Here is a 14,702-nt window from a genome sequence, read left to right on the forward strand (position 1 = left end):
TGGTCATGACGTTGTTTCGCACGATAGCTGCCTGCGCCTGTCTGACGCCACCCGCTTATGCCTGCGATCTGGCATTGGCGCTGGCCGTAGATGTCTCGGGCTCGGTGGATTCGACCGAGTATCGAATTCAGATGGATGGCCTTGCTGCGGGGTTGCGCGATCCAATTGTGTCCGAGGCGCTGGTGCGCGGGAAAGCCCGCGTGATGCTGGTGCAGTGGACAGGGTCCTCTCGTCAGATGGTCACCGTCCCGTGGACACATATCGACAGTTTCGAGGCAATAGATCAGTTTGCAGTGAAGGTAGCCAACGATCCAAGGGTCTGGCGCAACTTTTCCACCGCAATTGGCGAGGCGCTGGAAACGACCATGTCCTATTTCGATACGGTGTCGGATTGCAAACGCCACCTGATCGATATCTCCGGCGATGGTGTGTCGAACGAAGGGGTGGAACCATCGGACGTCCACAGAATTCTGCGGACACGCGGTGTGACGGTGAACGCGATTGCAATCGAAGAAAGCGAACCGGATCTGACCGCATATTTCTTTGAAAATGTGATCGTGGGCGAGGGGGCGTTTGTCGTTTCGGCCTCGGGGTTCGCTGATTATCCCGAGCGGATTCGTAAGAAACTGCTGCGCGAGGTGACCCAGCAAACCGCTGATCTGAAATAGCCGCACAACAGAATCGGGTCTGCAGGCGCTAACATCATAAAGGATGGAAAACTTTTTGTGATCACGAGCTTATTTTGTGTGATCACATAATGCAAATATGCGTCATTTTGCGTCAATTGTGAACTTTTTTGCACCTGCAGCACGTGACAGAACGGCAAAAAACGGTAAAACCTTCGGAAGCCAACCGTAAAGGAGCCAACATGGCCGATGTAAATCGGGGCAACCGCCCTCTTTCACCTCACCTCACGATCTACCGCCCCCAACTGACTTCGATGACATCGATCCTTGTGCGCATCACGGGAATTGCATCGTTGTTGATCGCGTTCTTTGTCGTGTGGTGGTTCCTGGCCGCCGCAACATCCGAGGCGTCGTTCAATTTCATCGACAGTCTTATGAGAAGCTGGCTGGGTGATCTGGTGATGTTCGCTGCGACCTGGGCGATCTTCTATCACATGCTGGGTCGTCTGCGTCACGTGATCTGGGATCTGGGCTATTGCGTGGACGTCGGTATTTCCGAAAAGATGGGGATCGGCATGCTGGTGCTGGCCACCATCCTCGCATTCATCACAGCAATTGCGGTTTAAGGAGCTTGGCCATGAATTACCTCACTGACCGCAAACGCGCGCAGGGTTCCGGTGCTGGCGGAGAAGGCACACATCATCACTGGCAGATGATGGTAAGCTCGACTGCTTTGGTCCTTCTGGTGCCCCTTTTTGTTTTCGTCTTCGCAAGCGGGTTGGGCAGATCATACGAAGAGATTCTGGCCTATTACAGCCGCCCATTCCCGGCGATTGTGACTGGCCTGACGATGGTCGTGGTCATCCTGCATCTGGTGCGTGAGACCCAGGTTGCGATCGAAGACTATGTCCACGGTGTTGCAGAAAAACTGAGCCTCATGGCCGTCGCGGCGTTTGGCTACACATTGATGGCTGCAGGGCTGTTTGCCCTGATCAAGCTGGCTCTGTGAAACGCGCGGTAAGGAAATAATCAAATGACAGCTGCATACGAATACGAAACACACGAATATGACGTGGTTGTAGTCGGCGCTGGCGGCGCTGGTCTGCGCGCCACACTGGGCATGGCAGAACAAGGTCTGCGCACGGCATGTGTCACGAAGGTGTTCCCGACACGCTCACACACCGTGGCCGCGCAGGGCGGTATCGCCGCATCTTTGTCCAATATGGGCCCGGACCACTGGCAGTGGCACATGTACGACACCGTCAAAGGCTCGGATTGGCTAGGTGACACAGACGCGATGGAATACCTCGCTCGTGAGGCCCCCAAGGCTGTGTACGAGCTGGAACACTATGGCGTGCCGTTCAGCCGGACTGAGGAAGGCAAGATCTATCAGCGTCCCTTTGGCGGTCACACCACCGAGTTTGGTGAAGGCCCTGCAGTGCAGCGGACCTGTGCGGCTGCTGACCGGACGGGTCACGCAATCCTGCACACACTGTATGGTCAGTCGCTGAAGAACAACGCTGAGTTTTATATCGAATACTTCGCCATCGACCTAATCATGTCCGAAGATGGGCAGTGTCAGGGCGTTGTCTGCTGGAAGCTGGATGACGGAACGATGCATGTCTTCAACGCCAAGATGGTTGTGCTGGCGACAGGCGGTTATGGCCGCGCCTATTTCAGCGCAACATCGGCCCACACCTGCACCGGTGACGGTGGCGGCATGGTGGCCCGCGCAGGTCTGGCGCTGCAGGATATGGAATTCGTTCAATTCCACCCGACCGGCATCTACGGCTCTGGCTGTCTGATCACCGAAGGCGCGCGTGGTGAGGGCGGTTACCTGACCAACTCGGAAGGCGAACGGTTCATGGAGCGCTATGCGCCCCAGTACAAGGACCTCGCACCCCGCGATTACGTCTCGCGCTCGATGACGATGGAGATCCGTGAAGGCCGTGGCCATGGTGACGGTGGCGACCACATTCACCTGAACCTCAGTCACCTGCCTTCCGAAGCGCTGGCAGAGCGCCTGCCAGGTATTTCGGAATCGGCGCGGGTTTTTGCGGGCGTAGACGTCACCAAGGAACCGATCCCGGTTCTGCCGACTGTGCATTACAACATGGGCGGCATTCCGACCAACTATTGGGGTGAGGTTCTGAACCCGACCGCTGACAACCCGACGGGCGTTGTCCCCGGATTGATGGCTGTGGGAGAAGCAGGCTGTGCCTCGGTCCACGGGGCGAACCGTTTGGGCTCGAACTCACTGATCGACCTCGTGGTGTTTGGCCGCGCTGCTGCAATCAAAGCGGGCAAGGTTGTGGATGCCGAGGCACCGAACCCGGTGCTGAATCAGGCGTCCGTCGATAAGGCGTTCGACCGCTTTGACGCGGTACGCAATGCCAGCGGTGCAATCGCGACCGCCGATCTACGTCTTGAGATGCAGAAGACCATGCAGGAAGACGCAGCGGTCTTCCGGACAGCAAAAACCATGGCCGAGGGCGTCGATAAGATGACGGCGATCGCCGCCAAGATGGACGACCTGAAAGTCAGCGACCGCTCGCTGGTCTGGAACAGCGATCTGATGGAAACGCTGGAGCTGACCAACCTTATGCCAAGCGCCTTGGCCACGATTGTCGGCGCCGAGGCGCGCAAGGAATCCCGCGGCGCCCACGCGCATGAAGATTTCACCGAGCGTGATGATGAGAACTGGCGCGTTCATACGGTGTCGCGTGTTGATGGCAACCAGGTTGATCTCAGCTATCGTCCGGTCATTGCCGATCCGCTGACAACCGAGGAAGAAGGCGGCATCAGCCTGAAGAAAATCGCCCCCAAAGCGCGGACGTTCTGACGCCACATAGCCTGAAGACGCGACAGAAATTGAGAGGCCGCGCAGTGAATAGTATAGTTGAGGGAAAAAGACTATACGCACTCAAAGACCGTGGAACCTGTGTCTGCGGCCCTACCAGTGTTGAAGTGCAAACATGAGTGGTTTCTCCTCAAACGAATACTGGATCAACCGATACGTTCAGGGTAATAATTCTGGCGCTGGCTCTTATGGCCGGTTAGCGGTTTACAAGGCCAATTTCGTCAACACCCTTGTCGAAGTTGAAGCCGTACAATCGGTTGTCGAATTGGGCAGTGGCGACGGCAACCAGGCAGGCCTTTTTGATATCCCTCAATTCACAGGTCTGGATATTTCGGAAGACTGCGTGCGCAAGTGCAATGCCCAATTCAGCGAGCGGTCAGGCTGGACGTTTCTTCTGGCAGATGCGGAGGTCGAGCCGCACGACGCTGCGCTGTCCTTGGACGTCATATACCATCTGGTCGAAGACGACGTCTTTGAGGTCTATATGAACCGGTTGTTTTCATTAGCAAAACGGTTTGTGGTGATTTATTCGTCTGATTTCGACTTTGACACAACAGACCAACATGTGCGCCATCGGGAGTTTTCGAACTGGGTTGCGGACCAGTTCCCAAATTGGAAGATGTATTGCGGTGAGACAAACCCGTTCAATCGGGACGGCCACGGTAATTCCCGCAGATACAGTTTCGCTTCGTTCATAGTTTTCGAAAGGGCGCAGGATAGTGATTAGAGCGCATATGGCATCGTACCCAATACGTGAGAAAATGCTGCTGCATGCGGTGCGCTCGATCCTTGATCAGGTCGACATGCTACACTTGTGCATGAACGAATGGAAAGAGGTTCCGCCGGAATATCGGAATCATCCCAAAGTGTCTGCATTTGTTCCCGAGGAAGATCAAAAAGACGTCGGCAAGTTTGTAAAGACTCCGGATCCTGATGATATCGTATTTTTGGTCGACGACGATTTAAACTACAGTGATGAATATGTTCAGCGCATGGTCAAATGCTTGGAAAGCCACGACGCGGAAAAATTGGTCATTGGCACACATGGGTCCACTTATTCCAGTACGGCTCCGGAAAACGTTCATCAAAGAACGGCAATTAAGTTCGGCCAACCATTGGAAAAAATGCAACGTGTGGACCAATTGGGAACAGGGGCATTGGTTGCTCTTGGCTGCAACGTTGCACCTTACGAATACATGAAATCTAGCCAGAAATTCGTGGATGTACGTTATGCGCGCTGGTTGTATGAAAACGGCATTGAAAGCTGGGTCATTGATCGCGAGGAATGGGGATTTGTCCGGCGTGTACCCACCGAAGGTGAGCACGAGACTATCTTCAAGACTTTTACCAAAAGGACGCCCCAAGCAGTTTTGGATGAAATCGCGGTTTTTGCCGGGCGTACGACGGGCGCCGTATAACGGGTGGCGCCATCTAAGCCAGTTCAGACAACGCGCGTTTCAGGTCGCTGGATATCCGGTGTGGGCTGCGTTCAACCGCAAAGTCGAGACAGGCCTGCCGTTTTTCGGCCAGTTCTTTATCAGTCATGCTGAGCATGCGCATCATCATGCGGATCAAGCCCCTTGGGCTTTGCGCGGGATAAAGCAGATCATGACAGGCCTCTGGTGTTGTATGCTTGTGCGCATCAATGTCGGGGCCGAGAATCGGTAGGCCAAATGTCTGCGCCAGCATCGCTGTTCCCGAAGTAAAAGTGGTCGTCGACGGCAGCATATAGGCATGCGCATTTGAGAACACTTGGGCTATTTCGGAATCGGGAATTCGTTCAGGCACAACCGTAGTATTGCGGTTTGACCGCAGGCGGCGCATCAGGCGGCGGCCGGACGGATACACCCGCCCGACGACTGATACCTGAAAGTCGTGCCCGCGATTGGTCAATTTTTTTGCGGCATCTTCCAAACGTTCCAATTCACGGCTGCCTCGCATTGTCCCAAAGCTTAAGAAATGGGTGCGCTCACGCAGCGGAAGGGGGCGTTTCAACGTTTGCTCTGCAGCCTCGTAAACGCCGAGATAGCTGGGGTGTGGAATGACGCGCAGTTTGTCAGGGTCAACGTCATATTCATCAATCATATGTTGCCGGGCATGGGGCGTGTGAACGTGGATTAGATCGACAATGTTCGCCAATTCCCGGCGGATATTGCGGAAATAGTCTGTCTCGCCACCTTCGGAATGCGCGAACTGATTGTGAATGGTCCAGATCACGCGCCCGCCATTGGCCTGGTATTGTCTTAGGCCGTCACAGCTGGAACGAAACTCAGAACCCTGCTCTTCCGTTTCTGGATTGGGGAATAGGCGATCGTCCCAATGGATATGAATGATGCTTTGATCGGGTTGAAAATCAGCCTTTGCAATGGTGGACAAAGGAGCATTTTTCGAGGCGACCAGGCAAAACTCTGGCTTGCAGGCCGAGTACATCAGGTTCTGGTACGGGTTTTTGTTGCCGTAGGGGATGTTGACGACATTTATCGGCATTCGCTGTCCTGCACTCAACTCGTTTCTTCAGCGGCACGATCCTTGAACGCCGCGGGATTATTATGGTGAACTTGCCCAATTTTCTTGGGTGTTTTCAAGGTGAAAAAGGTTGGCTTTCCGGTCTGCCGAGTATATCTATACGCAGGATTTTAGCGAGGTCGGAAATGGTACAACTCACCCTGCCAAAGAACTCTCGGATTACCACAGGAAAAACTTGGCCGAAGCCTGAAGGCGCGACCAATATTCGTAAGTTTCAGATCTATCGTTGGAACCCGGATGATGGGCAAAATCCACGCGTAGACACCTATTTTGTCGATATGGACAGCTGTGGTCCGATGGTTCTGGACGCGCTGATCAAGATCAAGAACGAAATCGACCCAACCTTGACCTTCCGCCGATCCTGCCGCGAAGGTATCTGCGGTTCCTGCGCGATGAATATCGACGGGATCAACACGCTGGCCTGTATCTACGGCATGGATGAAATCAAGGGTGACGTTAAGATTTATCCGCTGCCGCATATGCCGGTCGTCAAGGACTTGATCCCCGATTTGACCCATTTCTACGCGCAACATGCCAGCATCATGCCGTGGCTGGAAACCAAGACCAACCGTCCTGCGAAAGAGTGGAAGCAATCCATCGAAGATCGTAAGAAGCTGGATGGGCTGTATGAATGCGTGATGTGCGCCAGCTGCTCGACCTCGTGCCCCAGTTATTGGTGGAACGGGGATCGCTACCTTGGGCCCGCTGCGCTTTTGCATGCGTATCGCTGGATCATCGACAGCCGTGACGAAGCCACTGGTGAACGTTTGGATGAGTTGGAAGACCCGTTCAAGCTGTATCGCTGCCACACGATCATGAATTGCGCCAAGACCTGTCCGAAGGGTTTGAACCCGGCCAAGGCGATTGCCGAAATCAAAAAGATGATGGTTGATCGCGCAGTTTAAAGCGTATGAAAATCATGCACTTGCCGCCTTGTGGTAAGTGCATGTCGCAGTTGCAGATTTGTGTAATGCGATGGCCCCTGATCCAGACTATCTTGGTGATCAGGGAGGAGTGATGAAACCGAAAACGGGACCGCTCCGATGCAAAATCAAAGATTACAATCCAAATCGAGCGCTGCTGAAGCTCTGGAGCTTCTAAATCAAGCGTGGGCCTACTACACGCCCGAGGCTGTAGAGGTGGAAGAAAAGCACGAACCTGAGCTTTTCGAATACGCAAACGCAGCCTAAGTCGACGTCAGACTTGCAGCCGGCACTCAAAATGGGTCATGCATTGGCATGCCCATTTTGCTTCTTATCTTGGCAGGCGGAGTGTTTGCCTATTTCCTTTGGCGTTCGCGTACCTCGTCCTTGAGCCGGGACTGCCGCTGGCGGCAGCACCGTAAGGAAGGCGTTTGGGTGTGTGCATTCTGTGGCGCGCAGCAGCAGGGCAGCAACGCGCCAACTCAATGTCTGAAGGGTCAATAGCGGCATAAGCAGGGCGGCTTTCCACCCTGCATGTTTGCATTTACGCCGCAGGGAATGCCGCCTGAAGTGCGATTTCAACCATATCGCCAAAGCTGCTTTCGCGCTCAGCTGAGGGCAAAGCTTCGCCGGTCAGCAAGTGGTCGGAAACAGTTAGGACAGCCAATGCCCGGCATTTGTGACGCGCGGCCAGTATGTACAGCTCTGCAGCTTCCATCTCGACCCCGAGAATACCGTGCCGCACCATCTGTTCGTTCAGATCTGGGCGTTCGTCATAGAAAACGTCCGACGAATAGATACCACCAACATGGGTTGGCGTGCCTTTGGCAGCTGCCGCCTGAGCCGCCGCCTGAAGCAACCCCCAATCGGCGCAGGGTGCAAAGTTCAGCTCTTTCATGATGCCGCGTGACGGTGTGCTAAGGGTGGTCGAGGTCATCGCAAGGATCACATCGCGGACATTCACGCTGTCCTGCATTCCCCCGCAAGAGCCGATGCGGATCAGCGTTTTGGCCCCATAGTCCCGGATCAATTCGTTGACGTAAATCGACAAGGACGGCATTCCCATACCGCTTCCCTGAATGGTGACAGAGTTGCCTTTCCAGCTTCCCGTAAAGCCCAGCATGCCACGCACGTCATTGACTTGTTTCACATCGTCCAAAAACGTTTTGGCTGCCCATTTTGCACGATAAGGATCGCCGGGCAAAAGAACCGTTTCCGCGATGTCGCCTTTTTGGGCTCCAATATGAATTGTCATTTTGGGATAAGTTCCAATCAGATATTAGATTTCCAGATCCGAGATATTTGCCCCGGATTTCAATGCGTCATGAATCCATTGCGGCTTTCGGCCGCGACCCGACCATGTTTGATTTGGATCTGCAGGGTTTTTGTATTTTGCTTTTGTAGTTTTTCCGGAAGTCGGATTACCTTTTGCCAATTCTGACAAAGAAAATCCAAATTCAGCAGCAGCTTTTTCAGCAGCTTCTAAAGCCTCTTTTCGTTCGCGTTTTTCAGCGTCGATTAACGCCTTTTCGACTTGATCGCGTAATTCAAATAGTTCTTTACGCGACATTTTTTCAAGATTTGTCCCCGACATTCACCCTCTCCCTGGAATTAGTCACTACCGGCGTCCCCGATGGCACACCGTAATTCCAAAGAAATGAAGTATCTATCCCCTTTCATTCCGGGGATAGAATAACGGTTGTCGAAAATGATCGGTATTACTCAGCAGCGAGGTTCTGCGGATCTACCAGAGTGACGATATCGCCCATGATTGCGTTCAGCTCAAAATTCTTGGGCGTATAGATCTTTGCAACACCCATTGCAGTGAGCTTTGCGGCGTCGTCATCAGGGATGATGCCGCCGACAATCACCGGAATATGATCCAACCCGGCCTCTCGCAGCCGTTTCATGACGTCCTGCACGAGCGGAATGTGGCTGCCCGACAGAATAGACAGACCGATCACATGCGCGTCGTCATCCGCAGCGGCGGTCACGATTTCCTCGGGTGTCAGGCGAATACCTTCGTAACTGATATCCATACCGCAATCCCGTGCGCGGAATGCGATCTGTTCCGCCCCGTTCGAGTGACCGTCCAAGCCCGGTTTGCCGACCAGGAATTTCATACGGCGGCCAAGCTTGTCGCTGACCGCATCCACTGCGGCCCGCAGATCTTCCAAGCCTTCTGTCTTATTCGAGACCGAGCCCGAAACGCCCGTAGGCCCGCGATACGTACCGTAGACTTTGCGCATTTCTTCGGCCCACTCACCCGTTGTTACGCCAGCCTTGGCGGCTGCGATTGAGGGCTCCATAACGTTGGTTCCGTTTTGCGCCGCTTCGCGCAACGCGGCCAGAGACGCCGCGACAGCTGTTTCATCGCGATCTTGCCGCCATTCATTCAAGCGCGCGATTTGTTCTTGTTCGACCGCGGGGTCAACGACCATGATGCCGCCATCTTCGGTTTGCAGAGGTGAGGGTTCACCTTCGATCCACTTGTTCACACCGACAACGACAGTTTCGTTCCGTTCGATGCGGTTCAGGCGTTCAGCGTTTGAATCAACAAGCCGTGACTTCATGTAATCGATAGACGCTACTGCTCCGCCCATTGAATCCAGATTGGCCAGTTCGGCGCGTGCACCCTCTTTCAATTCTTCAACCTTCGCGTCCACGGCGGGGTTGCCATCGAACAGGTCACCATATTCCAGAAGATCGGTCTCATAGGCCAGAATCTGTTGCATCCGCATGGACCACTGCTGATCCCATGGGCGGGGCAGGCCCAATGCCTCGTTCCATGCAGGCAGCTGAACTGCGCGGGCGCGGGCTTTTTTCGAAAGAGTCACGGCCAGCATCTCGATCAGGATGCGGTAGACGTTGTTTTCGGGCTGCTGCTCGGTCAGACCGAGCGAGTTGACCTGAACGCCATACCGGAATCGGCGGAATTTCGGGTTCTCTACACCGTAGCGGTCGCGCAGGATTTCGTCCCAAAGATCGACGAAAGCGCGCATTTTGCACATTTCAGTGACAAAGCGGATACCTGCGTTCACAAAGAACGAAATCCGCCCACAAAGCGCCGGGAAATCTTCGGCGGGGACACGAGGGCGCAGTTCGTCCAGAACGGCGATAGCGGTGGCCAGCGCATAAGACAGCTCTTGCTCCGGTGTCGCGCCAGCTTCTTGCAGGTGATAGGAACACACGTTCATCGGGTTCCATTTCGGCACGTTGGTATAACAGTACTCGGCCACGTCGGCGATCATCTTGAGCGAGGGTTTGGGCGGGCAGACATAGGTGCCGCGGCTCAGGTATTCCTTGATCAGATCGTTCTGAACGGTGCCCTGCAGCTTGGAGATATCTGCGCCTTGTTCCTCGGCCACAGCGATGTAGAGCGCAAGCAGCCAAGGCGCTGTCGCGTTGATCGTCATCGAGGTGTTCATCTGTTCCAACGGAATCTGGTCGAACAGAACCCGCATATCGCCCAGGTGGCCGACGGGTACGCCAACCTTGCCCACTTCGCCGCGCGCGAGCGTATGATCGCTGTCATATCCGGTCTGCGTGGGCAGATCAAAGGCTACTGAAAGGCCCGTCTGACCTTTTGCGAGGTTCCCGCGATACAACGCATTCGACGCTTTGGCGGTGGAATGACCAGCATAGGTTCGGATGAGCCAGGGGCGATCTTTCTGCGTCTGCGTCATAGCTGGACCTCGTGTCTCGGTTGGGCAAGAAAATTACGTTCCCGGCCTCTAAAGCGCAATTTTCGGGACATGTCAATTCGCTGCGTCGCGGCATATGAGGTTCTTCAGATTGTAGGACGCAGCGTTTGGTGGCAGGGTGCGCGCATGACTCAGACCGTGGAACTTCCGCTTTGGCTTTTTTTGCTGATCCTGGTGTTTGCCGTGGTCACTTTGGCATCACATTTTCTGTTCCCATCGGTGCGGTGGTTTTTCAGGCGTCGCCTAGAACGAGCTGTGAAGCGATTGAACACGCGCCTGAAGCGGCCGATCCAGCCGTTCAAGCTGGCACACCGTCACGATATGATTCAGCGCCTGATCTATGACCCGCAGGTTGGTCAGGCCGTTCAGGATCACGCACGCGAAACGGGGGTTCCCGATGCCGTGGCGTTCGAGCAAGCGCAGCGATACGCGCGTGAGATCGTTCCTTCGTTTTCCGCAGTTGCCTATTTCAGCATTGCGATCCGACTGGCTCGTCTGCTGAGCAATGCGTTTTACCATGTGCAGCTCAGCTATCAGGACGAAGACGCTGTCGAAAACATTGACCCCGACGCCACGGTGGTTTTCGTCATGAACCATCGCAGCAATATGGACTATGTGCTGGTTACCTACCTCGCAGCGCAACATGCGGCCCTTTCTTATGCGGTTGGCGAATGGGCCCGTGTCTGGCCCCTTAGTCGCTTGATTCGTGCGATGGGGGCATATTTTATCCGGCGAAAATCCAGCAATGATCTCTATCGTCAGGTGCTGTCCTGCTACGTGCGCCATGCGACTGAGGCTGGGGTGACACAGGCCATGTTCCCCGAAGGCAAGCTAAGTTTGACAGGTGCCCTGGGCCGTCCAAAACTGGGTTTGCTCAAGTATATTATCGACGGGACCTCGGAAGAGGGGCGCGATGTCGTGTTCGTTCCGGTGGCACTGAACTATGACCGGGTGCTCGAAGATACTGTTCTGACGCGTGCCGCATTAGGCAATGAACGGCGGTTTCGCGCGCGAATCGGTGTAATCGCCAAGTGGATCCTCAAACAACTCTGGCGGCGGGTGATCGGGCGCTACAAACGTTTTGGTCTGGCTTCGGTCCGGTATGGTCAGCCCGTTTCCTTGCGGGCGTTTCGGGCAGATCATCAGCGCGATCTGATGACCGATTTGGCGCGTGACCTGATGACGCGACTCCGCGCAGCCATCCCGCTGGTCCCTGTACCCGCTGCGTGTTGGCTGATGCAAAAGCATAAAGAGATGTCTGAGGCCGATGCCGTTCAGGTGATTGTCGAGCTCATGCGTCGCAATGGAATGACAGACCAAGAGAACCGGACCTCGGTTGAAGCCGCGATTGATCAGTTGGTCGAACGGCGAATTCTCAGGCGCAGGGGCGGAAAAATATGCCTGTCCGGCCAAAGGGTTGATCTTCTGAAATATTATGCAGCCTCGGTTCCAATGGGACCGGACGAAGGAAATGCTGCAGGTGCGAGGGAAATTTCTGCATCCGCTGGGTCATAAAGTTACAAAACTGCGCTTATTTCGGTTGCATTATTTCCTAAAGGCCAATATTCCATCGTTTAATGTGCGCGATTCTGCATCGCGGCAAAGGTTTAGAACTGAAGGAGGCCAACATGGCTCTGGACACCGACAGCGGCATCGCGTCGTACGAGGCACCGGAAAAAGACCTCTATGAGATGGGTGAAATCCCTCCGATGGGATTTGTGCCCAAGAAAATGTATGCATGGGCGATCCGCAAGGAGCGCCACGGCGACCCGGACACCGCGATGATTCAGGAAGTTGTAGACGTCCCCGTGCTGGACAGTCACGAAGTGCTGGTTCTGGTCATGGCTGCAGGCGTCAACTACAACGGCGTTTGGGCCTCGCTGGGCAAGCCGATCTCGCCTTTTGACGGCCATAAGGCACCTTACCACATTGCCGGTTCGGATGCGTCTGGCATCGTTTGGGCGGTTGGTTCAAAAGTCACCCGTTGGAAAGTTGGTGATGAGGTTGTCATTCACTGCAACCAGGATGATGGCGACGACGAACATTGTAATGGTGGCGACCCGATGTATTCGGACAGTCAGCGGATTTGGGGCTATGAAACCCCCGATGGTTCGTTCGCGCAGTTCACCAATGTTCAGGCTCAACAGCTGATGCCGCGTCCTAAGCACCTGACTTGGGAAGAAAGCGCCTGCTACACGCTGACACTGGCAACTGCTTACCGGATGCTGTTCGGCCACGAGCCGCATGACCTGAAACCGGGCCAGAACGTTCTGGTTTGGGGCGCATCGGGCGGTCTGGGTTCTTATGCGATCCAGCTGATCAACACCGCAGGTGCAAACGCGATCGGTGTGATCTCGGACGAAAGCAAGCGCGACTTTGTGATGGGTCTGGGTGCCAAGGGCGTTCTGAACCGCAAGGACTTCAATTGCTGGGGTCAGCTGCCCACAGTGAACACACCCGAATATGCCGAGTGGTTCAAAGAGGCCCGCAAGTTCGGCAAAGCCATTTGGGACATCACCGGTAAAGGCAACAACGTCGACATGGTGTTCGAACACCCGGGCGAAAGCACCTTCCCGGTTTCGACCTTCGTCGTGAAAAAAGGCGGAATGGTTGTAATCTGCGCTGGTACCACCGGCTACAACCTGACCTTTGACGTGCGCTATATGTGGATGCACCAGAAGCGTCTGCAGGGTTCGCACTTTGCCCACCTCAAGCAGGCAGCTGCGGCAAACCAGCTGATGGTTGAACGTCGCCTGGATCCCTGCATGTCCGAAGTGTTCACCTGGAACGATCTGCCCGAGGCGCACATGAAGATGCTGCGGAACGAGCATAAGCCGGGCAACATGTCGGTGCTGGTTCAGGCTCCACAGACCGGAATGCGCACCTTGGAAGAGGTTCTGGCCGCGCGCGACTAAGTCTGCGTCAGACGAAATCTAAAACACCCGCGAATCGGTTTTCCGGCTCGCGGGTGTTTCTTTTGGGGCGGTGATATGAGGCTTTTCAAAGCCTTAATCGAAGTTACCCCGCTGTTTTTGGGGAGTAGAAATCAGTGAATAGGCTAAAAAAACTTCCTCATGCTATGGTTGTGTTAACCCTTCGTTAACCGTTTCGGAGAGACGCTGATGGCGCAAAATGAGTGGATACTGGACGTACTGTCGGACCTCAGCGCCTTTGCTGTTGAAAACGGTTTGACCGCGCTTGCCGAGCAGTTGGATGACACCAAGCTGATCGCCGCAGCCGAAATCTCGTCCAGAAAGAATGAGGTTCGGGCACCAGCGGATGGCAACAAAACTCGATATGAGCCAGGTTCTGGAGGACTTGGAAAACACCAGCTCGCTTGACGAACTGAGCGATGTCGCCATTCGCCTGCGGGACAGGCTGCAGATTGACAACCTGATTTACCATTGGGTCGACGGGGCCGGTGATCAATACGGCTATACCACCTATCCTGATGTCTGGGCCGAACGATACCGCAAGCGCAATTATCACAGAATAGATCCGGTTATCTTGGGTTGTTTTCAACGGTTTCACCCGGTGGACTGGAAGACGCTGGATTGGTCGGGCAAGGTTGCCAAGACGTTTTTGAAGGATGCACTGGAGCACGGCGTTGGCAATCAAGGCTATTCCATACCGATCCGCGGACCGAATGGGCAATTCGCTTTGTTTACCGTCAATCATACCTGTGACGATGACACTTGGCAGAGGTTCATCAAAACGCATGGACGTGAACTGATCCTGATCGCGCATTACTTCAACCGAAAGGCGCTGGAGTTTGAAAGTGACCGTCAGCCCGAATCTTCACGCGGATTGTCGCCGCGTGAAGTGGATGCCATGACCTTGCTCGCCCTGGGTTATAGCAGGGCACAGGTCGCTCATTCCTTGTCGATCTCGGAACACACGCTGAGGGTTTATATCGAAAGCGCCCGCGCAAAGTTGGGTGCGCAAAACACAACTCATGCTATCGCAACGGCCTTAAGCCGAGGGTTAATAGTCGTTTAAGGCGCGCGCGCTCTCAAAACCGGAAATTAACCACGACTTTGTACCCCCTTCGTTCTTGCACAGG

Annotated in this window: 14 protein-coding genes and 1 pseudogene; 11 read left to right on the forward strand and 4 right to left on the reverse strand. The window is 54.6% G+C overall.

All coding sequences use genetic code 11. From position 1 onward, the window contains the following. Positions 1-5 precede the first annotated feature (5 nt). From DS906_RS21400 to DS906_RS21425, 6 genes are all read left to right on the forward strand, one after another. Positions 6-668 (forward strand): DUF1194 domain-containing protein, encoded by a 663-nt coding sequence (locus DS906_RS21400; RefSeq protein WP_113792070.1) that lies wholly within the window; start codon positions 6-8, stop codon positions 666-668. A 200-nt stretch (positions 669-868) separates the two neighbouring features. Further along, complete coding sequence (gene sdhC / locus DS906_RS21405) at positions 869-1,252, forward strand: succinate dehydrogenase, cytochrome b556 subunit (protein ID WP_113792172.1); 384 nt, start codon at positions 869-871, stop codon at positions 1,250-1,252. 11 nt (positions 1,253-1,263) lie between these two features. Then, positions 1,264-1,635, forward strand: coding sequence for a succinate dehydrogenase, hydrophobic membrane anchor protein (sdhD, locus tag DS906_RS21410; RefSeq protein WP_113792071.1), 372 nt, complete (start codon positions 1,264-1,266; stop codon positions 1,633-1,635). A gap of 24 nt (positions 1,636-1,659) precedes the next feature. Continuing rightward, a complete protein-coding gene (sdhA, locus tag DS906_RS21415; RefSeq protein WP_113792072.1) occupies positions 1,660-3,468 on the forward strand; it encodes a succinate dehydrogenase flavoprotein subunit in 1,809 nt (602 codons plus the stop codon). Positions 3,469-3,601: 133 nt separating this feature from the next. Beyond that, positions 3,602-4,213 carry a class I SAM-dependent methyltransferase gene (locus tag DS906_RS21420; protein WP_113792073.1) on the forward strand — a complete coding sequence of 204 codons (612 nt, stop codon included), beginning with the start codon at positions 3,602-3,604 and terminating at the stop codon, positions 4,211-4,213. 34 nt (positions 4,214-4,247) lie between these two features. Then, positions 4,248-4,904, forward strand: a complete 657-nt coding sequence (locus DS906_RS21425) for a hypothetical protein (protein ID WP_113792074.1) — start codon at positions 4,248-4,250, stop codon at positions 4,902-4,904. 13 nt (positions 4,905-4,917) lie between these two features. Here the strand turns inward: DS906_RS21425 and DS906_RS21430 are convergent, their stop codons facing one another. Next, positions 4,918-5,973, reverse strand: a complete 1,056-nt coding sequence (locus tag DS906_RS21430; RefSeq protein WP_113792075.1) for a glycosyltransferase family 4 protein — start codon at positions 5,971-5,973, stop codon at positions 4,918-4,920. Positions 5,974-6,137: 164 nt separating this feature from the next. Between DS906_RS21430 and DS906_RS21435 the strand changes: the two genes are divergently transcribed. Continuing rightward, complete coding sequence (locus DS906_RS21435; RefSeq protein ID WP_113792076.1) at positions 6,138-6,917, forward strand: succinate dehydrogenase iron-sulfur subunit; 780 nt, start codon at positions 6,138-6,140, stop codon at positions 6,915-6,917. 562 nt (positions 6,918-7,479) lie between these two features. Here the strand turns inward: DS906_RS21435 and deoD are convergent. The 3 genes and pseudogenes from deoD to DS906_RS21455 form a co-directional block, all read right to left on the reverse strand. Further along, the gene (deoD, locus tag DS906_RS21445) at positions 7,480-8,190 is read right to left on the reverse strand and encodes a purine-nucleoside phosphorylase (protein ID WP_113792078.1); all 711 of its coding nucleotides are present in this window, start codon (positions 8,188-8,190) and stop codon (positions 7,480-7,482) included. A gap of 24 nt (positions 8,191-8,214) precedes the next feature. After that, positions 8,215-8,529, reverse strand: a complete 315-nt coding sequence (locus DS906_RS21450) for an H-NS family nucleoid-associated regulatory protein (RefSeq protein WP_113792079.1) — start codon at positions 8,527-8,529, stop codon at positions 8,215-8,217. Between the two features lie 124 nt (positions 8,530-8,653). Continuing rightward, positions 8,654-10,624 (reverse strand): annotated as a pseudogene (locus DS906_RS21455) (protein meaA); the annotation flags it as partial. A gap of 141 nt (positions 10,625-10,765) precedes the next feature. Between DS906_RS21455 and DS906_RS21460 the strand changes: the two are divergent. From DS906_RS21460 to DS906_RS21475, 4 genes are all read left to right on the forward strand, one after another. Then, positions 10,766-12,154 (forward strand): 1-acyl-sn-glycerol-3-phosphate acyltransferase, encoded by a 1,389-nt coding sequence (locus DS906_RS21460; protein ID WP_113792173.1) that lies wholly within the window; start codon positions 10,766-10,768, stop codon positions 12,152-12,154. Between the two features lie 113 nt (positions 12,155-12,267). Beyond that, positions 12,268-13,554, forward strand: coding sequence for a crotonyl-CoA carboxylase/reductase (gene ccrA / locus DS906_RS21465; RefSeq protein ID WP_058273680.1), 1,287 nt, complete (start codon positions 12,268-12,270; stop codon positions 13,552-13,554). A 207-nt stretch (positions 13,555-13,761) separates the two neighbouring features. Then, entirely contained in the window at positions 13,762-13,980 is a 219-nt protein-coding gene (locus tag DS906_RS21470; RefSeq protein WP_058278773.1) for a hypothetical protein, read from the forward strand. After that, positions 13,919-14,638: a LuxR family transcriptional regulator gene (locus DS906_RS21475; protein WP_113792081.1), complete on the forward strand. Its 720-nt coding sequence runs from the start codon at positions 13,919-13,921 to the stop codon at positions 14,636-14,638. The genes DS906_RS21470 and DS906_RS21475 overlap by 62 nt, the downstream gene beginning before the upstream one ends. Positions 14,639-14,702 lie beyond the last annotated feature (64 nt).

Source organism: Ruegeria sp. A3M17 (assembly GCF_003318255.1).
Classification (GTDB): Bacteria; Pseudomonadota; Alphaproteobacteria; order Rhodobacterales; family Rhodobacteraceae; genus Ruegeria.